21 protein-coding genes are annotated in these 19,155 nt (G+C 42.5%); 5 read left to right on the forward strand and 16 right to left on the reverse strand.

Annotated features, from left to right (window positions below):
- Nucleotides 1-87: 87 nt before the first annotated feature.
- Nucleotides 88-450: a hypothetical protein gene (locus ACEN9X_RS20025; RefSeq protein ID WP_413666810.1), complete on the forward strand. Its 363-nt coding sequence runs from the start codon at nucleotides 88-90 to the stop codon at nucleotides 448-450.
- A gap of 363 nt (nucleotides 451-813) precedes the next feature.
- Here the strand turns inward: ACEN9X_RS20025 and ACEN9X_RS20030 are convergent, their stop codons facing one another.
- A complete protein-coding gene (locus ACEN9X_RS20030) occupies nucleotides 814-1,233 on the reverse strand; it encodes an OsmC family peroxiredoxin (RefSeq protein ID WP_091219764.1) in 420 nt (139 codons plus the stop codon).
- A 116-nt stretch (nucleotides 1,234-1,349) separates the two neighbouring features.
- Entirely contained in the window at nucleotides 1,350-2,420 is a 1,071-nt protein-coding gene (gene namA, locus ACEN9X_RS20035; protein WP_413666811.1) for an NADPH dehydrogenase NamA, read from the reverse strand.
- A 212-nt stretch (nucleotides 2,421-2,632) separates the two neighbouring features.
- Between namA and ACEN9X_RS20040 the strand changes: the two genes are divergently transcribed.
- Both ACEN9X_RS20040 and ACEN9X_RS20045 read left to right on the forward strand, forming a co-directional pair.
- Nucleotides 2,633-3,169 carry a GNAT family N-acetyltransferase gene (locus ACEN9X_RS20040; protein ID WP_413666812.1) on the forward strand — a complete coding sequence of 179 codons (537 nt, stop codon included), beginning with the start codon at nucleotides 2,633-2,635 and terminating at the stop codon, nucleotides 3,167-3,169.
- A gap of 61 nt (nucleotides 3,170-3,230) precedes the next feature.
- Nucleotides 3,231-3,800 (forward strand): hypothetical protein, encoded by a 570-nt coding sequence (locus tag ACEN9X_RS20045; protein ID WP_413666813.1) that lies wholly within the window; start codon nucleotides 3,231-3,233, stop codon nucleotides 3,798-3,800.
- Between the two features lie 126 nt (nucleotides 3,801-3,926).
- Here ACEN9X_RS20045 and ACEN9X_RS20050 read toward each other — a convergent pair whose 3' ends face one another.
- The 4 genes from ACEN9X_RS20050 to ACEN9X_RS20065 all read right to left on the reverse strand — a co-directional run bounded on the left by ACEN9X_RS20050 (nucleotide 3,927) and on the right by ACEN9X_RS20065 (nucleotide 8,203).
- Entirely contained in the window at nucleotides 3,927-4,811 is an 885-nt protein-coding gene (locus ACEN9X_RS20050; protein WP_413666814.1) for an alpha/beta hydrolase, read from the reverse strand.
- 83 nt (nucleotides 4,812-4,894) lie between these two features.
- The gene (locus ACEN9X_RS20055) at nucleotides 4,895-5,779 is read right to left on the reverse strand and encodes an alpha/beta hydrolase (protein ID WP_413666815.1); all 885 of its coding nucleotides are present in this window, start codon (nucleotides 5,777-5,779) and stop codon (nucleotides 4,895-4,897) included.
- Between the two features lie 17 nt (nucleotides 5,780-5,796).
- On the reverse strand, nucleotides 5,797-6,759 hold the full coding sequence (locus ACEN9X_RS20060) for an MBL fold metallo-hydrolase (RefSeq protein ID WP_413666816.1): 963 nt from the start codon (nucleotides 6,757-6,759) through the stop codon (nucleotides 5,797-5,799).
- 349 nt (nucleotides 6,760-7,108) lie between these two features.
- On the reverse strand, nucleotides 7,109-8,203 hold the full coding sequence (locus ACEN9X_RS20065; RefSeq protein WP_413666817.1) for an AI-2E family transporter: 1,095 nt from the start codon (nucleotides 8,201-8,203) through the stop codon (nucleotides 7,109-7,111).
- Between the two features lie 280 nt (nucleotides 8,204-8,483).
- On the opposite strand from ACEN9X_RS20065, the gene ACEN9X_RS20070 reads away from it, so the two are divergent.
- The gene (locus tag ACEN9X_RS20070; protein WP_167516215.1) at nucleotides 8,484-8,660 is read left to right on the forward strand and encodes a DUF6496 domain-containing protein; all 177 of its coding nucleotides are present in this window, start codon (nucleotides 8,484-8,486) and stop codon (nucleotides 8,658-8,660) included.
- A gap of 65 nt (nucleotides 8,661-8,725) precedes the next feature.
- Here the strand turns inward: ACEN9X_RS20070 and ACEN9X_RS20075 are convergent, their stop codons facing one another.
- The 4 genes from ACEN9X_RS20075 to ACEN9X_RS20090 all read right to left on the reverse strand — a co-directional run bounded on the left by ACEN9X_RS20075 (nucleotide 8,726) and on the right by ACEN9X_RS20090 (nucleotide 11,756).
- Nucleotides 8,726-9,238: a hypothetical protein gene (locus tag ACEN9X_RS20075; protein ID WP_413666818.1), complete on the reverse strand. Its 513-nt coding sequence runs from the start codon at nucleotides 9,236-9,238 to the stop codon at nucleotides 8,726-8,728.
- 28 nt (nucleotides 9,239-9,266) lie between these two features.
- Complete coding sequence (locus tag ACEN9X_RS20080; protein ID WP_413666819.1) at nucleotides 9,267-10,238, reverse strand: Gfo/Idh/MocA family protein; 972 nt, start codon at nucleotides 10,236-10,238, stop codon at nucleotides 9,267-9,269.
- A 95-nt stretch (nucleotides 10,239-10,333) separates the two neighbouring features.
- Complete coding sequence (gene mgrA / locus ACEN9X_RS20085; RefSeq protein ID WP_413666820.1) at nucleotides 10,334-11,326, reverse strand: L-glyceraldehyde 3-phosphate reductase; 993 nt, start codon at nucleotides 11,324-11,326, stop codon at nucleotides 10,334-10,336.
- An 82-nt stretch (nucleotides 11,327-11,408) separates the two neighbouring features.
- Nucleotides 11,409-11,756: a winged helix-turn-helix transcriptional regulator gene (locus tag ACEN9X_RS20090; protein ID WP_413666821.1), complete on the reverse strand. Its 348-nt coding sequence runs from the start codon at nucleotides 11,754-11,756 to the stop codon at nucleotides 11,409-11,411.
- A gap of 106 nt (nucleotides 11,757-11,862) precedes the next feature.
- Here ACEN9X_RS20090 and ACEN9X_RS20095 point away from each other — a divergent pair, with 106 nt between their 5' ends.
- Nucleotides 11,863-12,378 (forward strand): lipocalin-like domain-containing protein, encoded by a 516-nt coding sequence (locus ACEN9X_RS20095; protein ID WP_413666822.1) that lies wholly within the window; start codon nucleotides 11,863-11,865, stop codon nucleotides 12,376-12,378.
- Nucleotides 12,379-12,516: 138 nt separating this feature from the next.
- On the opposite strand, the gene ACEN9X_RS20100 is transcribed toward ACEN9X_RS20095, so the two are convergent.
- The 6 genes from ACEN9X_RS20100 to ACEN9X_RS20125 all read right to left on the reverse strand — a co-directional run bounded on the left by ACEN9X_RS20100 (nucleotide 12,517) and on the right by ACEN9X_RS20125 (nucleotide 19,127).
- Nucleotides 12,517-13,848: a bifunctional folylpolyglutamate synthase/dihydrofolate synthase gene (locus ACEN9X_RS20100; protein ID WP_413666823.1), complete on the reverse strand. Its 1,332-nt coding sequence runs from the start codon at nucleotides 13,846-13,848 to the stop codon at nucleotides 12,517-12,519.
- Nucleotides 13,849-13,995: 147 nt separating this feature from the next.
- On the reverse strand, nucleotides 13,996-14,814 hold the full coding sequence (locus ACEN9X_RS20105; RefSeq protein ID WP_413666824.1) for an energy transducer TonB: 819 nt from the start codon (nucleotides 14,812-14,814) through the stop codon (nucleotides 13,996-13,998).
- A 213-nt stretch (nucleotides 14,815-15,027) separates the two neighbouring features.
- Nucleotides 15,028-15,429 carry an ExbD/TolR family protein gene (locus ACEN9X_RS20110; RefSeq protein WP_091219820.1) on the reverse strand — a complete coding sequence of 134 codons (402 nt, stop codon included), beginning with the start codon at nucleotides 15,427-15,429 and terminating at the stop codon, nucleotides 15,028-15,030.
- Nucleotides 15,426-16,139, reverse strand: a complete 714-nt coding sequence (locus ACEN9X_RS20115; protein ID WP_413666825.1) for a MotA/TolQ/ExbB proton channel family protein — start codon at nucleotides 16,137-16,139, stop codon at nucleotides 15,426-15,428. The genes ACEN9X_RS20110 and ACEN9X_RS20115 overlap by 4 nt, the downstream gene beginning before the upstream one ends.
- Entirely contained in the window at nucleotides 16,136-17,206 is a 1,071-nt protein-coding gene (locus ACEN9X_RS20120; RefSeq protein WP_413666826.1) for an SPOR domain-containing protein, read from the reverse strand. The genes ACEN9X_RS20115 and ACEN9X_RS20120 overlap by 4 nt, the downstream gene beginning before the upstream one ends.
- A gap of 40 nt (nucleotides 17,207-17,246) precedes the next feature.
- Entirely contained in the window at nucleotides 17,247-19,127 is a 1,881-nt protein-coding gene (locus tag ACEN9X_RS20125) for a hypothetical protein (protein WP_413666827.1), read from the reverse strand.
- Between the last annotated feature and the right edge of the window lie 28 nt (nucleotides 19,128-19,155).

The following is a 19,155-nucleotide window of genomic DNA, read 5'->3' on the forward strand; positions in this document are numbered from 1 at the left end:
GTGACCACGATCATTTTTTTTACGCGCTATGATCATGGTGCAGGTAAGCAGCATAGGGCATCTTTGTATCATTAAAAGATAACAATCATGGCTACTTTAAAAATAAATGCTCCTGAATGGACCGCTGCAAACACCTCTGCTAATACTACCAATACTAAAGTAAATAACAATATCTGGAATAAATTAATAGCCTTTGCCGATAGTCAGGCTCCCAATAAAACCATTTGGTTCATGTTTTCTCTTGTTTCACAAGGTGTTCTTTTTTTACCTATACCTGCCTTCCTGCTTTATTACTATAATGCTCCAATAGCTATACTGGCTGTTACGCTTGTGCTATTCTTTGGTAACATTATAGCCGGCATGGGTGGTTTAGGTATCCGTAGCTTACTCGGGTTGTTTGCATTCAGCGTGCTGGTACATATTACCATGTTGCTGGTATTCATGCTATAAATACTGATTATTTATCCCTAATTTAATAATGTGCTCAAAAGCCGCCGGGAGCAAAACCGGCGGCTTTGTTGTTGGCGATAAGGGGCTGTATCACAAATCAAATTACCCTTGGGTTGTATTACCTATGAACTGAATAGCCGATAATATTTATAAAAATGGGGTTAACACTTTTTTCGCACAAAAAACGCTCAATTATCTGAATATAAGCAATATAAGTAAATATTGGCACTAAATTCTGTTAACCCTGTTAACCCCCCTTATTAGTAGAGCCAATCCAGTCCAAATTATATCGCTTAAGTAACTGAATAAAAAAAGGCTGATCATGATTTATGATGCAGCCTTTTTTCTTGATATAAAATATGATTAAGCGTAAGTAACGCTTAAGGTAATTGGCACACTCAGTGCTTTTGAAATGATGCAATTAGCTTTAGCACCTTCAGCAATCTGTTTAAACTGCTCTTCAGATACACCATCAATTGCTGATCCTTTGAGCTCCAGGTGAATGCCTGTAACTTCCAATGCCTGCATATCAAGGTCAAGGATAGCATCGGTGGTTAAATCATTCGGGGTGAAGCCTGCCTGGGTTAAAGCGGCGCCAACAGCCATAGTAAAGCAGCCTGCGTGGGCTGCAGCTAATAACTCTTCCGGGTTGGTGCCAATGCCATCGGCAAAGCGGGTTTTAAATGAATACTGAGTTTTGTTTAATACAGTGCTTTGGGTAGTGATCTCTCCCTGACCTGCCTGTAGTGTACCATTCCAATGGGCGTTTGCTGTACGTTTCATAGTTTGCGGTTTTTGTGTATTTAGTTCATAGTTTATGGTTCATAGTTCATGGCTTAATTTGTAAGGCAATAGTTTCAGGGTTTGCTATGAACCATGAACTATTAGCCATTAACCAATTAATGCCATTTAGCGCGCTCGTACTGTACCGGCCATTTTATTTCCTCGCCAAGTTCATGTGCAGCACGCAGCGCAAAGTGCGGGTCGCGGAGCATTTCCCTTGCAAAAAACACCAGATCAGCACGTTCGTTTTTTATAATTTCGTTAGCCTGGTCGGCTTTGGTTATCAAACCTACGGTACCTGTAAGTATACCGCTTTCTTTTTTAACTTTTTCGGCAAATTCAACTTGATAACCTGGTATTAACGGGATTTTAACATTTGGTATGTTACCGCCTGTTGAGCAGTCAATAAGGTCGACACCTTTATCTTTTAAAATTTTAGCTAATGCTACCGAATCGTCGGCTGTCCAGCCGCCCTCTACCCATTCTGTTGCCGAAATACGTACAAACAGCAGGTTTTCTTCGGGCCACACCTGTTTGATGTCTTCAATAATCTCAAGCAGCAGGCGGATGCGGTTCTCAAAACTGCCGCCATATTCGTCCGTACGCTGATTGCTGAACGGAGATAAGAATTGGTTAATCAGGTAACCATGTGCGCCATGCAGTTCTATCACCTGAAATCCTGCAGCAACGGCCCTTACGGCAGCAGCTTTAAAATCAGCTTTTACCTTTTCAATTCCAGCTTTATCTAAAGCTACGGGTGGCTCTTCATTTTCAGTAAAAGGAACCGCACTGGCCGAAACACTTTTCCAGCCGTTTGGCTGATCGGAAGGGATCTGTTTACCGCCTGTCCATGGTTCCTGGTGACTTGCCTTACGGCCTGCATGGGCCAGCTGAGTTCCGGGAACGGCACCTTGTGCCTTTATAAAATTAGTGATCTGTTTTAGTTTTTCGATATGTTCATCTTTGTATATACCCAAATCGGCAAAGGTAATGCGGCCTTCTGGTGATACGGCCGTAGCTTCGGTAATGATCAGGCCTGCGCCTCCGGTAGCGAAGCTGCCAAGGTGCACAAGGTGCCAGTCGTTAGCGAAACCATCTTCGCTCGAATATTCGCACATAGGGGATACTACGATGCGGTTTTTTAGTTCGGTATTTTTTATTTTAAGGGGAGAAAATAGTGTAGACATATTGTTTGTTTTTACAAATATGGTCAAAACAAGCAGTGTGCAGGTACTGTTTTTGTAAAATAACCGGAAAGCTAATAAAATGATATTGGGGTGAGTTTGGTAGCGAAAAACTTGTCTGAAATCAGCAATTGCAGCACTATAGAATTTTCAGAATAAGGTCATTCTTAAGTGTCGAATTTTGCAGTAAGAGCTAAAACAGTACTTTTACCGCCATGTCTACTATAACAACACGCTTGGCAACTTTCAATGATATCCCCGAATTACAGGAACTGATCGCTCTTTCTGTTCGCGGTTTGAGTACCAATTATTATGATCAGCAGCAAATTGAAAGTGCCATTAAGTACATTTTTGGGGTAGATACACAACTGGTTGCGGATGGTACATATTACGTGGCCGAAATAGAAGGCGTTACTGTTGGTTGTGGTGGTTGGAGTAAACGCAATACCCTGTATGGCGGCGATCAGCATAAAGAAACCGAAGACCCGCTGCTTGATCCGGAACATGATGCGGCAAGGATCAGGGCATTTTTTGTTCATCCTGATTATGCCCGGCGGGGTGTAGGAAGCTATATCATGAAAGTTTGCGAAACTGCTGCGCAGGATAACGGCTTTAAAAGTCTGCAATTAGGTGCAACGTTGCCCGGTGTGCCGCTTTATGAAGCTATGGGCTATCAGGCGATGGAAAACATCGATCAGCCTATGCCCGACGGCGTCATATTACCTTTGGTTAAGATGTTTAAGGTTTTATAGTGGGATTGATTCATATTAAACCACTTTTTTCGGCGTTATAGCTAAAACCAAGCCCGTAATCATGTTCAGGAAATTAGTGGTAGCTGTATTTTTATTGGTGAACGTTTCAGCGTTGTACGCCCAAACCGCCGAAGATACTTATAATAAATACCTCGATTTTAATTTGGCGCGCCTGCAGGGTGAACAGGATAAGGCAATGGACCTGTCCCGGCAGATCATGCAGGATACAGCTAAGCTATCTGCCAAAGTAAAGATCAATTTTTTCAATTCATTGGCTAAGCTTTATGAAGATGATAATCAAAGTGTAAATGCAATACCCTTATATGAACGCGTTGTTGCTGCCGAACCCGATTATTATGTAGCCCACCGGGCTTTGGGATATTTGTATCTCAAAAACTTCCCCGATGCCAATAAACCTTTAAATAGTCCGTCAACAGATGTTGATTATATTAAAGCCGTTAAAAAGGCCCTGCCTCAATTGGAGAAAGCCCAGGCTTGTGATGCCGATGATAATACCCTTGCGCTGATTAAAACGCTTTATAAAAACATAGGGGATGCCGCCAGGTTAAGCGGGCTGGATAAACGATTGAAAGCTTTGCAAGTGAAGTGTGAGGATATACTGATTGATTAGTATAAAATATGATTAGTATAAAATATGTCATTGCGAGCGCAGCGCGGCAACCGCACGGAAGCATAGCCGCCCTGTATAGTATGCGATTGCCACGCTGCGCTCGCAATGACATGAAGTTGTTGTTCGTTACTTCTGCCTGAAACTATCCCCAATAAATGCCAATGCATCAGTAATACCGGTGCGCCAGTACGTCCAGGTATGGGCACCGTCGCGGATGCGGAATTCATGGGGCACTTTCTTTTCGGTTAGGACAATATGCAGCAGGCTGTTGCCTTTGCTCAGGGCATCGTCGTCACCGCAATCAATCCAAAAACGTACCTTACTAAGCTCATCGGCCGATTTACTTTGCACCAAACCCAGTATGGAGTTAGCCTGCCAGGTAGCGTTAAGGCGTTCTTTCCCTTTAAGATCGGGGCCAAATACTTTGCTGTATACTTCTTTCCAGCGTTCATCGGTTACGGCCATAAAATCATCATCGCTGCGTACCGCCGCACTCAGGGCTGCCGCTGCCGAAAACATATTGGGGTGTTTAATGCTATACACCAATGTTCCAAACCCACCCATGGAAAGGCCTGCTACACCGCGATATTCTTTAGTGCCTTTTATGCGGTATTCTCTTTCGATAGCCGGTATAAACTCCTGGAAAAAGAAATCTTCATAGTTTAACTTGCCGTTGTAGGCATTGATATAAAAGCTTGTTCCACCATCGGGCATAACAATGATCATCGGGGGGATGGTACCATCGGCAATAGCTTTATCGGCATAGCGGTTTACTTCGCCAAATTGCAGCCAGCCGGTATGGTCATCACCGTAACCATGTAATAGGTATACCACGGGGTAGGTACGGTTAGATGTTTCATAATCAGCAGGCAGGTAAACCGCGTATTTTACGTTGTGATTTAAGATATCGCTTTTTACGTATTGCTCCTCAATCACTTTGCCGGTTTGCGCAAATGCGTTTACCGAAATCAGCAACAAACAAAGCAGCAAGGTCCTTTTTATAGTACTCATATTCTTATTTCTTCAATTAAATCATCAAATGCACATGTGCGACGTTTATTTACATATCTGCATATCTGAAATCTGCACATTTACTACTTCTGCCTGAAGCTATCTCCTATAAATGATAATGCATTAACAATACCGGTGCGCCAGTAAGTCCAGGTATGGGCACCATCGCGCACGCGAAACTCATGCGGTACATTTTTTTCGGCGAGCGCGATGTGCAGGAGGCAGTTTCCTTTGCTCAGGAAATCATCATCGCCGCAGTCAATCCAATATCTTACAGCTTTCAATTCATCGGTAGTTTTTGTTTGTACCAGGTTTAAAACCGAATTACTTTGCCACGCACTATTAATCCTGTCTTTTCCTTTTAACCCCCGGCCATAAAGCTGTGCAAATATTTTTTCATAAGTATCATCAGGAGTGCTACTAAGCTGATCATCCGGGAAAACTGCAGCACTTAAGGCAGCACCCGCGGCAAACAGATCGGGGTGTTTAAGCGTATAGATCAGTGTTCCGTAGCCACCCATCGAAAGACCTGCTATACCGCGATACTTTTTTTCGGCCTTAATGCGTAATACCTTTTCGATATGCGGCATAAATTCTTTGAAAAAAAAGTCTTCGTATTTTTCCTTGCCATCGTACGAGTTGATGTACCAGCTCGAATCGGCATTGGGCATTACTATGATCATTGGTGGGATAGTGCCATCAGCAATGGCTTTATCAGCGTAGCGGTTAACCTCGCCAAATTGCAGCCAGCCGGTATGGTCGTCGGTATAGCCATGTAGTAAATAAACTACGGGATAAGTCCGGTTGGCACTTTCATAATCGGGAGGGAGGTAAACAGCATAGTTGACGTGGCGCTTTAAGATTTTGCTTTTTATGTTTTGCTCTTCAAGCACTTTGCCTTGTTGGGCAAACGAACCGAAGCTGCTTATCATCAGCAGAAATAAAAAAACAGGTTTAAGTAATTTCATAGTGCAGATTTTTAGGTTTAAAAATTAAGTGCCCTGCCCTGTTGTGGGTATATAAGGTTTAACTGTAATTTATTGGCAGCTTTTAGCTGAGTTTTGATTTTGCTGATACTGGTAACAGGTGGTTTTAAATGCGTTACTACGATATTTAAACCTTTAATTGCATCGGTGCCGGTAATCGTCGCAAGTTTGTTTATCTCGGTCATCAGCCATTTCGGGGTAAGGTGACCGAACAAGGTTTTATCCGGTTGCTCATTAGGGAAGGATACTTCAATTAAGACAGCTTTCAGTTTTTTGCTTTTTATCAGCGGGGCAATGGCTTGCCACAGGTTTTGCAGGTTGCTGCTTTTTTCAATTTCATCCGGACCGGTATCGCCCAGGTAAAGCAAGTAATTGTCATTGCTATTTACTAAAAAAGCAGTGCTGGTTAAATTGGAATGACTGAGGGGGAAGGCCTGAACTTTAAGTCCGGTGTTTTCGACAGCGGTTTCAGTGCCGGGTTCCAATACTTTATAGTGGTATTTTTTGAGTGCCGGTGTTTCGCCCTGATCGGCAAAATTGGCCCAGCTTTTCCAGGTAAAGTAGTGGGTTTTTATAGTTTCAATACAATCATTGAGTGCATAAATGGTTTTTGTACTATCCTCAGGCGAATTAATGATAAGTCCGGCAATATGGTCAAGGTGCGAGTGGGAGATGAAATAGCCTTTGATATACTGCCTGAGCACAGTGCCGGCAGGTACATTAAAGGTTTTATTAGCCACAGCCTTTTCAATACCATAATGCAAAGTGCCCGCATCAAGACAGATATAGTTATTACTGCCTGTTGGGGCAAGCATATAAGCCGACAGGTTACTTTCATCAATACCTCCGAGTACACCTAACGGAACCAGTTTGAAAGCAGGTGTCTTGGGGCTTTGTGCCAAAACAATGGCAGGCAGCAGAAAAATATAAGTAAACGAAAGTAATTTACGTTTGAAGTTCATTTTTAGGCAGATTTAGCTTTAGTATGCTACGCTACTAAATTAAGGATATGCCCAAATAATCAAAGTAAAATGCTGCGTGTTTTTATGAACAGCTACATTACATAACGCGTTTTTAGACAGCGTTCACAGAAAAATTTTCTTATAGGGAGCCAAAATAACGTTACCTTAAGCAACAAACCACGCTTGCGCCTATTGTTTAATGGCTCATTACATTTTTTACATCTGTAAACAACACGAGGGGTATCTCTTACAATTTCCATTGTTTAGGGGCATCAATAGTTTCTGCAAAATTAAAAGTTTAGGTTATTTAAACGAAAGTTTACAGATATGGTTACCCCTTTTTGGAATTTTATTCCGTTTTCATAGCCTTGGCTGCAGATTTCTTGTATTCATAATCGCCACCTAATAAATAGCCCCATGGTTTAAGGGTTTCGATACGGTCAAATATGATCTTAAATATGGCAATAACCGGAATAGAAAGGAACATGCCCGATAAACCCCAAATCATTTCACCCAGAATGATGCCTATAAAAGAGATGAGGGCGTTAAGCCTAACCTTTGAACCAACTATGGTGGGTAATAAAAAGTTTGCATCAACAGCATGAATGCCAATAACACTCACGGCCACTGCTACGGTATTACTTATACTACCCGTAGCAAAAGTTATAACAGTACTTAAAAGCAGGGCAGTGAAGATGCCGATGTATGGAATGATATTGAAAAGGCCTACTATGATGCCCAGCAAAGCGGCATATTTAATGCCTATCATCCAAAAAACAGTAATGGCCACGCCAGCAACGATCACCATCTCCAGCAGCAGGCCCAGTATGTATTGCCGTAAAATACTTTGAATATTTTCAACAATATCCATTACCACATGCTCATTTTCATCCCTGAAAACCCATACTATAAACCGGATAAGTAAACGTCTGTAGAGCAGTGTAAAAAAAGTAAATATCAGGATGAATACGTAAAACAGCATGAGCGACGAAATTGCTCCGAAAGTAGTGCCAAGTACATCGGTACCCGACTCCATGAGTTTTTTTGCAGTATCATCAACATAGGCCATTTGTTTGGCCGCGTTAACATGAAAAGCATGCTGGATCCACTCCTGCAGGTCCTGTATTGATTGCTTAACCTGTTTTTGAAGCATAGGCCAATCGTTGGCCATGTTTGAGATTTGTGAACCAACCAAATACAGTATACCGCTAATAGCGCCAACCAATAACAATATAGAAGCCAGCGATGCCATACTTCGTGGCAACCTAAGCTTACGTTCCAGAAAATTACAAACCGGAAGCAACAGGATAGCGAAGATGAAACCAAAGATCATTGGATCAAGCAGATCCTTGCCCATAATAACCAGGTATCCCAGGGCCATAAAGCCGATAAGTACTAAAGCAAGACGTTCATAAAATGGTGCGAGGAGTTTTTTTGTTGGCATACGGGTATATGTTGGGGTATTTATGATGGCTTAACACGTAAGTTTTTCAGATGTTTTGAAGATAGGAAATAATTGGAAACCGATTGGGTGAAAAACGTGAAACGTTTAAATTATTGATCCGGGCGGATTTAATAGCAGTGGCAGTTTTAAGCAGCAGCTTTAACCACGATAATAACATGGACAACAAACTGCCATTATCACCATCAAAAAACTGTTATTTATTTAATGTTTGGCAAATATTTTGCATTGTAATAATATCATTTACTTTAAAATTAACACCATGGCAAAGTATTCAGAAAAAGCCGGAGAAAAGGTTGAGAAAACCATGCACGAAATGAAAGAAGGGAAGCTGAAAAGCGGCAGCGGCAAAAAGGTTACCAGCAAAAAACAAGCAGTAGCTATCGGGCTATCCGAAGCCCGGAAAGAGGGGGCCAAAGTGCCTAAAAAGAAAAGTTGATAAAGGCCCAGGCAAGCTCAATGAATAATACTTGCTGCTGTTTTCATTGAGCTTGCCCTGGGGATTTACTTTATTTTATTAAAATCAGATGCCATCCAGTCGGCTAACTTACCGTCCTTATCAATTTTGGCAAGTTTGTTTAGCAGACTATTGTTTTTATGATCTGTTTCGACAACATATTTATCAATCACGGCTTTTACCCCTGCCTGATTGGCCTTGCTTTTATCAAATGCTGTTTTGTTTTGAAGTGCATATTTAGTATAACCGCCCATAAAGGTCATTAGCAGCTGCGGATTCTTTTCCGTCATTTTGGCTACGCTGCCATTAATTTCAATGCTAACCGTGGGGCTCCCTTGAATCCATTTCATCAAAAAAGTGTTGGTTTCCATGCGTTTTTGTTCTTCAAGCGGCCATGGCGTATCCTGGAGCCAATCAATTCCTTTTATAACATCGTCTTCGTATTTGCTATAGTCGGCTTTTTCTTTTAGCGTATAGTTTTCAGGTACATGGAAAGTTTGTGCTTTTGTTTTGAAGCTAAGAGTAACAACAGCTAAAAGCAGGAAAATAATTTTCTTCATCGTTATTCGGTAAGGTCAGGGTAACTAATTATTTTTTTAATGTAAAAGCGTCGATGATATCCATCAGCGTTACGGCTTCATCAATAGGGCAGGGGTTAGGGCCCTCGCCTTTAAAATAAGCTACTATTTTGGTTATAAATGGTTGTTGGATATGTTCGGGATGAGTAATGGTTATGGTTTCTTCTTCCGTATCAGTTTTCCAACTAATGTAATTGCCAAAAAAGGGGAAGGTTATCTTTCCTTTGGTGCCGGTGATCTCGCAGGTATCGGTAGTTTCACTTTCGGCAACATTGAAACACCATGATCCGTTTACCACTACTTTGTTTTTGAACAGGATTTGCCCGCAAACATGGTCATCGGCGGGAGTTGCGCCAGATTGGTTGAGCGAAAATCCATGATACATTTCCGGCTCGCCGAAATAGTATAACATCAAATCGAGCTGATGAGGGGCAAGATCATGAAAATATCCCCCGCCGGATAGCTCGGGCTGTACACGCCAGTTGGTTTCTACATCGGCAACCAAACCGGGTTTGCGGCTTTGCCACATCCTGATCTGCACCGTACGGATGTCGCCTACTACCCGCGTATCAATCAACTCCTTAACCTTTAAAAACATAGGCAGAGCCCTGCGGTAATGAGCAATCGTAAGTTTTGAATCACCTTCTTTTACAGCCGCTGCCATAGCCTTTGCCTCGGCCGAATTACGGGTTACCGGTTTTTCGACGTACACATTAAAGCCTTTTTTTAGAGCGGTAATGGCATAATCAAGATGAGAAGCCGGAGGAGTAGCTATATAGATCGCGTTCAGTTCCCCGTCATTCAGCAACTCACCGGCGTCGCTATACCATTTGCTTACACCGTGACGTGCAGCATAATCAGCTGCCTTTGCCGCATCGCGGCGCATAACGGCCACAAGGTTACTGCCCGCCACTTTTTTAAATGCAGGTCCGCTTTTTTTCTCTGTTACGTTACCGCAACCTATAATACCCCAGTTTATCATTGTTAGCCCCTCCAAATCTCCCCTTCGGGGGAGATTTTTTTAATTATTAATTTTTATAATTATAGAATACCCACCATAGTTCCCCCTTTAGGGGGTTAGGGGGCCAAAATTTCCTCTATCCTCGCCAATTCTTCTGCCGAAAACTGAATGTTATCTAAAGCTTTCAAAGAATCTGATAATTGTTCAGGTCTGCTGGCGCCTATCAGTACAGATGTTACCCGCTCATCTTTCAGGATCCAGGCCAGTGCCATTTGAGCCAGTGATTGCCCGCGTTGTACAGCCAGGCTGTTCAAATCCCTGATCTGGCTCAGGCGTTCGTCGGTAATGTGGCTTTTTTGAAGGAAACCGGTTGGCCGCGCCGCTCTTGAATCTTCAGGTATCCCGTGTAAATATTTATCCGTAAGTAAGCCTTGCGCTAATGGCGAGAAGGGGATACAGCCTACGCCTTCGTTACCTAAAACGTTCAGTAAGCCACCTTCAACCCAGCGCTCAAACATAGAGTATTTGGGCTGATGAATAAGGCATGGTGTGCCGAGCTCTTTCAATATCCTGATGGCTTTTGAAGCCAGTTCGGCAGGATAGTTGGAAATACCAACATAGAGGGCTTTTCCCTGGCGAACGATCAGATCCAATGCTGCCATAGTTTCCTCAAGCGGTGTGTTTGGATCGGGGCGGTGATGATAAAAAATATCTACATAATCAAGCCCCATGCGTTTAAGACTTTGATCAAGACTAGCTACCATGTATTTCTTTGAGCCCCAGTCGCCATATGGGCCGGGCCACATGGTGTAACCGGCTTTGCTTGATATGATGAGCTCATCGCGGTAATCGCGAAAATCTTCTCTCAGGATCTTTCCAAAGTTTTCCTCAGCCGAGCCCGGAGGCGGGCCGTAGTTATTGGCGAGGTCAAAATGGGTAATGCCACTATCAAAAGCCAGATGTAATATTTTGCGATAGTTATCGGCCACATCTACATGACCGAAATTGTGCCAAAGGCCCAGTGAAATTGCCGGAAGTTTGATGCCACTGTTGCCACAGCGGCGGTATTGCATAGTTTGATACCTGTTGGCAGATGCTATATATGTCATATTTTAAGGTGAAGATTGGACGGATAAAAATAGGACTTTAGGCAGATTAATAAAGGTATTTTTGACTTTGCTGAAATTAAAACTAAGGCATAGCAACTATGTCATTAACCTGCATTTGGTGTTTGGCCCAATCTCGTAGTAGCTGTAAAAATGGAAGAAGTTCTTTACCGGTATCGGTAAGGGTGTATTCAACCCTTGGAGGTACTTCAACATAAACCTGCCTTATAATGAGGCAATCATCTTCCAATTCGCGCAAGGCCTGTGTCAGCATTTTTGAAGTTACACCCGTTACTGTCCTGCGTAATTCACCGTAACGCATGGTGCCATTGCGCAAACGCCATAGGATACGGCCCTTATATTTACCGCCTATCCGCTGAAAAGCGTAGTCAATGCCACATTTTGGTGTCGGATGATTCGATTTTTTATCCATCAATTAAAAATAATGTAATTGATTTATAGCATGGTAACTTTTTAGTAACCAGGCTACTTTTTTGTGCCTTATTGTTAATGGAATATAGCAAATATAAATTTGCTGCATGAAACATAAATTGCTTTTCATCTTTTTGCTGATTGCAGGCATGGCATCGGCACAAAACAAAATCGGCGCTAATAATTTAACCGGGACTTATGAACTGGTGGTTGTTGATAATATTGCTGCCGATGGTAGCCGGGTTCATCTTTATGGAGATTCGCCAAAAGGGATCCTGATGTTCGATACTCAAGGAAATTATACTTTACAAATCTACAGTGAAGGGCGGCCTAAATTTGCAGCAGGTGATAAAAGTAAGGGAACCGATGAGGAAAACCGGGCTTCTGTTAAAGGATGCAACGCCCACTATGGCACGTATAAAATTGAAGGGGGGAATATCATCTTTAATATCCAACATGCGTCATTCCCCAATTGGGAGGGAACGCAGCAAAAGCGGCCGTTTATAATTTCGGGAGATATTTTTAAGTATATTGTGCCTGCTCCAACTACCGGAGGTGCGGCAACGGGGGAAGTAGTTTGGAAGAAATTGTCAGAATCAGAATTTACAGAATTTAAGAATTAGCAGGATGTTTTACTTCAGGTTCATATTTTATAGCGTTTGAAGCAACAGAAAATGCTTTTTATAAGAGAGCTCCTGATGCAAAGGGTATCTATTTCTACATTAAGATTCTGAAAATCCTTAAATTCTGTAAATTCTGATTCAGACCACCTCTGCCACCACAAAAGTGCTGCCCCCAATAAACACCAGATCATCGTTACCTGCATTTTTTTGTGCCGATAGCAATGCTTCTTTTACAGATGGATAAGCATCACCAATTAAATCATGAGCTTCAGCCTGGGTTTTCATGATTTCGGCATCCAGTCCTCGGGGGATATCCGGTTTACAGAAGTAGTATGTAGCATCTTTGGGAAACATCGGCAATACTTTCCCGGTGTCCTTGTCATTAACCATCCCGATAACCATGTGCAGGTGATTGTATTTAACAGCGGCAATGTTTTTCATTACCTCCTCAATACCATCCGGGTTATGCCCGGTATCGCAGATGGTAAGCGGATTTTGGCTCAGAGTTTCCCAACGGCCATGCAAGCTTGTGAGCGTTTTGACCTGAGACAAGGCCGTTTGAATATGGTCATCAGTAATATTGAACCCTTGCTCACGCAGTTCATCACTGGCAGATAAAACCGTTTTTATATTTTTAAGCTGATAGGTGCCTGTTAAATCAAGTCGGAAAGTCCGAAAGTCCGGAAGTCCGGAAGAGGCATGGTCAAATTGGTTTCGTTTCGCAATAATTTCAAGTAACCCTTCTTTTTCTTTCCGACTGTCGGACTTTCCGACTTCCGGACTTGAAACAACCCACTCTTCAGATGCAAACCGGATTTTGCTATCAACTTGTACAGCTTTATCAATAAAAACCTTAGCTACTTCCTCTTGTTTCTCTCCAATAACAACAGGAATGCCCGGTTTGATAATCCCTGCTTTCTCGCCTGCTATAAGTGGCAAAGTATTACCCAGCATATTCATGTGGTCCCAGCCGATGTTGGTAATTACCGATACGAGTGGGGTGATCACATTAGTCGAATCCAACCTGCCGCCCAAACCTACCTCAATTATGGCTATATCTACTTCTTCCTTTGCAAAAACATCAAAAGCAAGGGCGACAGTCATTTCAAAAAAGGAAGGGGCTATTTCCTCAAAATCAGTCTTATGATTTTCAACAAAGTCAATAACTGTTTGCTCGCTGATCATTTGCCCGTTAACACGGATGCGTTCGCGAAAATCTTTAAGGTGGGGCGAAGTGTAAAGCCCTGTTTTGTAACCGGCAGTTTGCAAAATGGCCGCCAGCATGTGCGATGTTGAACCTTTGCCGTTGGTGCCGCCTACATGAACACTTTTAAATTTGTGCTGAGGGTTGTCCAGCCGTCTGCAAAGCTCAAGTGTATTGGTAAGGTCTTTTTTAAAAGCCGAAGCCCCGTCACGCGTAAACATGGGCAGCTGGGTATATAGGTATTGGATGGTTTGTTTGTAGTTCATGGGTGATGGTTCATGGTTCATGGTTTGAACCACTACTTGACGAAGCAAAAATACTACTGAAGCTTACTAAAAGACAACGGGTAATTGTAATATTATTCGATCAAACACTATGAACCATGAACTATGGTCCATTCGCTTTCAAAAAGATCAATTTACCTTAAATACAAAAACAACGGTACCCTGTTGCTGATCGGGCGCATTATCGAGTGGGTTTAGTTTGGAATTGCGTACGGCATCCTCACATTTCTGAAGCAATGCGTCATCAGATATAGTAGTTCCGCGGGCACCGGCACGTGCATAAGTTACGTTTCCATCTTTATCAACCCTGATATCAACCACGATTTTACCGCTTTGACGGTTAGCATCAGTTACCGACGGACGGCTTACAAAGTTACGCTGTGCCATATTCAGGCTGCCACCGTTTCCTGAGCCTGTTCCGTTGTAGTTATTGGTAAGTGTAGTACCTGTAGTTTTGCCCTGATTACCAGGAGTTTTACCTGTTCCATCGCCTTCGCCGGTACCGGTTGAGGCTTTGCCTTTGTATAAAGCATTTTGATTTACACTCGGCTTAGCCGGAGGTGTTTTTACCGGTGGAGTAGGGGCCACATTCTGGCTTGGCTTTTTGGTAGGTGCAGCCACTTCAGGCGCATCCTCATTATTTTGTGTAACTACCGTTTTTTCACTGCTTTCGGGCGTAGGCTTTTCTTCGGTTGGTTTGCTTTCGGTAACCTTATCCGGTTTGGTGTGGTTGGCTTTTTCGGCTACAGAGGGCTCTTCGGTGCTCATGTAATCATCGCCCATACCTTCATCAACCGTACCATAATTTACCAATATGCCGCCTGTTCCGTTTTCTTCAACCGGCGGGTTTTTGAATACGATAAAATAACATGCCGCTATCAGCACAGCCATAATAATGCCTGTTGCTATAAATGCCTTCGGATAGTTATTTTCTTCCCTGTACTCCATTTTTTTAATTAACGCAATAAGTTTTTAATTAGTTGCAGTGGCAGTAGCGAGTGGCAGTTTGTTTACCTTACTATGTTAATGATTACTGCTACTTAAAACTGCAACTGCTACTTAAAGAACAACTGCTACTTTAAAAAAGTGGCAGTTTGTTTAAGCAGTTACAGTATATTACTGCAATAAGCTACTGCAAACGTTAAACTGCAACTGCCACTGTTATCCCTTAGGTTCTGTTGCTAAAACCAGTTTAATATTTAATTTTTGTGCTACGTCCATCACCTGTACTACATCCTGTATAGCTACAGTTTTATCAACATACAAAACGATGGTAAGTTCTGTAGCCAGGTTTTTATATCCTGCCAACGTGGTTTGCAGGGCATCTACCGGAATCTCCTTTTTATCTACGTAGTATTTCAGGTCTTTAGTTACTGATACCGTAATAGTTTTCTTAGATACCGATTGCCCTGTTGATGATTTAGGCAATACCAGTTTGATAACGTTAGGATTGGTAACTGTTGATGCTATAAGGAAAAACAGCAGCAGGAAGAACATGATATCGTTCATTGCCGATGTATGTACCTCTGCCGATGCGCCCCTGTGTCGTTTTCTTAAATTCATTTGCTCGGTTCTTCTAACAGGTCAATAAATTCAATGGCATCAGTTTCAAGTTTAAGAATTACCTTATCAACCATCATATTTAAAATGTGGTAGCACACATAAGCTACGATACCTACAAACAAGCCCGCGGCTGAAGTAACCATCTTTACGTATAAACCGCCCGAAATTACACCCATGCTGATGTTATCAGTTTTTGAGATATCATAAAAGATCTTGATTACACCGGCAATAGTACCAAGGAATCCAAACATGGGGGCGATACCTGCTACGATGCCTAAAATACCGATGTTTTTTTCCAGTTTGGATACTTCAAGCTTACCAACGTTTTCGATAGCTCCTTCGATATCTTTTATAGGGCGACCAATACGTAATAAACCTTTCTGCAGCATACGGCCCAGTGGGGTGTTGTTATTACGGCAAATAGCAATAGCCGATTCAAGGTTGCCCGAGTGGATACTTGAACGTACCTGTACCATCAGGTTTGATTCATCGCGTGATGCTTTGCGGATAGTAAAGTAACGCTCAAAAAATATTACCAGCCCCAGTACAGCTAAAATACCTATCGGGATCATTACCCAACCACCTTTAATAAGCAGGTCGCCAAAGCGAAGCTCTTCTGCTGGTGCGGCGGCTGTTGTTACTGCGTGATTTGCGGTGTCTGCCAGGTGTTTGGCGGTATCGGTAAGTTGCTGTATTAATAATAAAGTCATTTCGTAGAATCAGTAATTTGTTTTGAGTATGTGTCTTTAGTTATTTTTCGTTGTGATATAAGTTTTTTTCTCATGGTTTCAGCTTCATCTGATGAAGCAAACCCACCGATAATGATTTTGATACGCGGACCGGTTCCGGGGCCTTTCAGTATGCGGGCATCAATGCCTTTTCTTTTATAATCGTTAACAGCCTCTTCGCTTTTGGTTTCGGTTTTAAACGAACCCAGGAAAATAGCATATTCGGTTTTTACAACGGTATCGGCGCTAACAGTTGATTTATTTAACGCAGCAACCGGTTGTGAAATTGCCTTAGTGGTATCGGCCGGAGCAGGGACAGAGTCTTTTTTAGTAGTATCCGGCTTAACAACAGGATTTGCCTTTGGTTGTTCAACCTTTGGCTGCTCTGTTGTATCCCTATCATTAAGATGTAACAATGCAGGGTTATATTTATAAACGCCAAATACTGCAGCCGCAAGTGCAGCTACTATCAGTGCAATAATAATCCAGATACTTACCCCCCGTTTTGCTTCCTGCTCATCAGCAACATACTCCGGCTCGTTATTAACCGGAATTGTGGTAATTGGCGGCGGCGTATAAGTTTGCTGTAAAGGTATATCCGTTGGCAAAGGCGGCGGCGGAGGTGGTGGCGGTACATAGTTCACCTTGTTAAGTGTAACTGGTGTAAGGCCAAAAAACAAAGGATCAGTCCCTTGTGATTGCTCCTGTGCCCTGAAGGCAATTTTGCCTTCCTGCATATAAAACCAGCCTAACTGTGCAAAAGACACTTCATGCAGTGCCAGCTCCTGCTTTAGGCTGTTGATATATTTTTCGGTGAAATATTTGGATGATGCCAGCGAAATCTTTTTCTTTTCGGCAATATATTGCGTTAAGATCTCGTCGTCCTTAGGCTGATGATCAAAATGCAGTTTATGACCTGGCGGATAAAATGTTGCCTGTGCATCATCATAATAGCCATTTACACGCAGGCGCGAAAAGCAGCCTAAACCGGGTACACTTACTTCAGTGTACCGGCCAAGTAGTTCGCTTAAATAATTGGCTATATCCATCCGGTAAAAATACAGTTAATTTTAAAACATCAAACAGGGCTTAAAACGAGTATCCAACGCCACCAAATATATTAAATCCGTAGTTAGGGTAGTATAACCAGTTTTGGTACGAACTGCTCAGGATGTTATTAGCCTGCGCAAATACCGAAAACCTGCGGTTGATCTTGTATTCCACACTGCCGCTTAAATCGCCAAAGCCATTAATTGGCTGTTTAACCTGATTGTAAACCGGGCTGCCGCCTGGTGTATTTGGTGTTGGCGCCAATACCAATAACCTGTCGTTAGTTGCACCGCGGATAAGCAACGAACCGGTAACAGTCAATTTGCTGTCGATATGTATTGAAGTACCTGCAGTTAATAAAAACTTAGGCAGGTTCCATGGTTCTTTTTCAGATGCCATCTGGTAATCTTTTATTTCAACGCGACCGAAAATGTTAAAATCGTCTGTTGCTTTAAAGTCCAGCTCACCGTTGAAGCCGTTTACACGGGCTTTGCCGTCATCATAAATAACGGTGAATTTGTTGCCTTCTGCATTGAAGTTACTCACCATTAAAGGCATATTTTTAATGCTGTTGCGGTATACCGAAGCTTTGAAACTTAAACCGGGAGCAAGGGTGCCTTTTAAACCGGCGGCAATATCCAACTGATCAACTGAGTTTTTAATATTGAGGTTTTGACCAAGGAATGGGTTGATCATGGCAAAATCGTGCAGTGAAGAGCGGTTTACATCACCTTTAGCTTCCACAAACAAACGCACATATTTAGGCACTACCTGTACCTCAAGCTTTGCTGCCGGGAAAATGTAAAACTTGCCAAAGTCGCCAAACTCCTTCACAATGTTAACTCCCGCATCTATCTTGTAGTTAGTACCCTGAAATTTGATGTAAGGGTTAATCCTTGCAATGTTATTACCAAGGCTGTAAAGACTGTCTTTCTGGGTGGCCAGATCTAAGGAAGCGCTTAAGCCTGCATAAAATTGTTTAACGGTCTGGTTTAAAAAGCCCGAGATAACCACATTGTTTTCACGTGCCTGGTAAGCATTGCTAAATGCATAACCTTTTAATTTTACAGCATAGGTGAAATCGTTTTCAACATCTTTATAATTTTTGGCCAGTTCAACCTCACCGCTTATGGTATTGAAGTGTTGTTTAGTTGGCACAAAGCTATTGTCTGGGGGGACATCTCCGTTATAACCATAAAAATAAGTGCCTAAACGGTTATAGTTGATCCTGCCCGATATGTTGTTATCGCCAATAATGCTTTTGGCAAATACACCTACATCATCACGGCTTTGAGTTTGTTTTTGTAACGAGCCTGACTGAGATAGATGTTTAACAAAACCACCAAATTGTAATGCCTGATCGCGGCCATTGGCAAAGTAACCTTCGCCATAAATGGTTTTTAAGTTGCCGAAACCAACTTTAGCAAAGTTGTTGGTTAAAACAGAATCCTGCTCGGCTGGCCTTTTCATTGGGTCCAGCTGCCTTATCTCGGAGTTTTGCTCCTGGCGTTTATCAAGCGGTGAATAGGTTAGTGGCGCTTTAAACGGCACTTTATCCTCCAGGTCAGGATTGCGGCGGATCTTTACAGCATCGGCCAGTACAGGTTTGTAGGCTGTAGTTACCACAATCTCTTCTGATAAACTGCCACCGTTGGCAGATGCATTAGGGTTATTGCCACCACCTTTTTTAGTGGTATCTGCCACGGTTTTTGCAGCTGCATCACCTAAGCTTTTGCTGTCAGCAGCTTTTTTGGTTACCGGTTTTGGTGCGGCTTTTTTAGGCGCTGGCTTGGTAGCCGGTTTTTTTGTTGCAGTTTTTACAGTTGCTTTCTTCGCGGGTTTCTTTGTTTGTGCCTGGGCAGGAACAAAGTATAATGCTATTATTAAGGTAAGCAGCGTATATGTGTATCTTGAGTTCATTGCTTGTCTTTTTTTATATTACTCTTTG

The organism is Mucilaginibacter sp. Mucisp86 (assembly GCF_047324315.1).
Classification (GTDB): domain Bacteria; phylum Bacteroidota; class Bacteroidia; order Sphingobacteriales; family Sphingobacteriaceae; genus Mucilaginibacter.

Coding starts and splice junctions, on each gene's coding strand:
- ACEN9X_RS20110 (WP_091219820.1), bottom strand. CDS start 15,429: ATGAATTTAAGAAAACGACACAGGGGCGCATCGGCAGAGGTACATACA.
- ACEN9X_RS20050 (WP_413666814.1), bottom strand. CDS start 4,811: ATGAGTACTATAAAAAGGACCTTGCTGCTTTGTTTGTTGCTGATTTCG.
- ACEN9X_RS20040 (WP_413666812.1), top strand. CDS start 2,633: ATGTCTACTATAACAACACGCTTGGCAACTTTCAATGATATCCCCGAA.
- ACEN9X_RS20060 (WP_413666816.1), bottom strand. CDS start 6,759: ATGAACTTCAAACGTAAATTACTTTCGTTTACTTATATTTTTCTGCTG.
- namA (WP_413666811.1), bottom strand. CDS start 2,420: ATGTCTACACTATTTTCTCCCCTTAAAATAAAAAATACCGAACTAAAA.
- ACEN9X_RS20080 (WP_413666819.1), bottom strand. CDS start 10,238: ATGATAAACTGGGGTATTATAGGTTGCGGTAACGTAACAGAGAAAAAA.
- ACEN9X_RS20070 (WP_167516215.1), top strand. CDS start 8,484: ATGGCAAAGTATTCAGAAAAAGCCGGAGAAAAGGTTGAGAAAACCATG.
- ACEN9X_RS20045 (WP_413666813.1), top strand. CDS start 3,231: ATGTTCAGGAAATTAGTGGTAGCTGTATTTTTATTGGTGAACGTTTCA.
- ACEN9X_RS20065 (WP_413666817.1), bottom strand. CDS start 8,203: ATGCCAACAAAAAAACTCCTCGCACCATTTTATGAACGTCTTGCTTTA.
- ACEN9X_RS20030 (WP_091219764.1), bottom strand. CDS start 1,233: ATGAAACGTACAGCAAACGCCCATTGGAATGGTACACTACAGGCAGGT.
- ACEN9X_RS20095 (WP_413666822.1), top strand. CDS start 11,863: ATGAAACATAAATTGCTTTTCATCTTTTTGCTGATTGCAGGCATGGCA.
- ACEN9X_RS20055 (WP_413666815.1), bottom strand. CDS start 5,779: ATGAAATTACTTAAACCTGTTTTTTTATTTCTGCTGATGATAAGCAGC.
- ACEN9X_RS20125 (WP_413666827.1), bottom strand. CDS start 19,127: ATGAACTCAAGATACACATATACGCTGCTTACCTTAATAATAGCATTA.
- ACEN9X_RS20120 (WP_413666826.1), bottom strand. CDS start 17,206: ATGGATATAGCCAATTATTTAAGCGAACTACTTGGCCGGTACACTGAA.
- ACEN9X_RS20090 (WP_413666821.1), bottom strand. CDS start 11,756: ATGGATAAAAAATCGAATCATCCGACACCAAAATGTGGCATTGACTAC.
- mgrA (WP_413666820.1), bottom strand. CDS start 11,326: ATGACATATATAGCATCTGCCAACAGGTATCAAACTATGCAATACCGC.
- ACEN9X_RS20115 (WP_413666825.1), bottom strand. CDS start 16,139: ATGACTTTATTATTAATACAGCAACTTACCGATACCGCCAAACACCTG.
- ACEN9X_RS20075 (WP_413666818.1), bottom strand. CDS start 9,238: ATGAAGAAAATTATTTTCCTGCTTTTAGCTGTTGTTACTCTTAGCTTC.
- ACEN9X_RS20100 (WP_413666823.1), bottom strand. CDS start 13,848: ATGAACTACAAACAAACCATCCAATACCTATATACCCAGCTGCCCATG.
- ACEN9X_RS20025 (WP_413666810.1), top strand. CDS start 88: ATGGCTACTTTAAAAATAAATGCTCCTGAATGGACCGCTGCAAACACC.
- ACEN9X_RS20105 (WP_413666824.1), bottom strand. CDS start 14,814: ATGGAGTACAGGGAAGAAAATAACTATCCGAAGGCATTTATAGCAACA.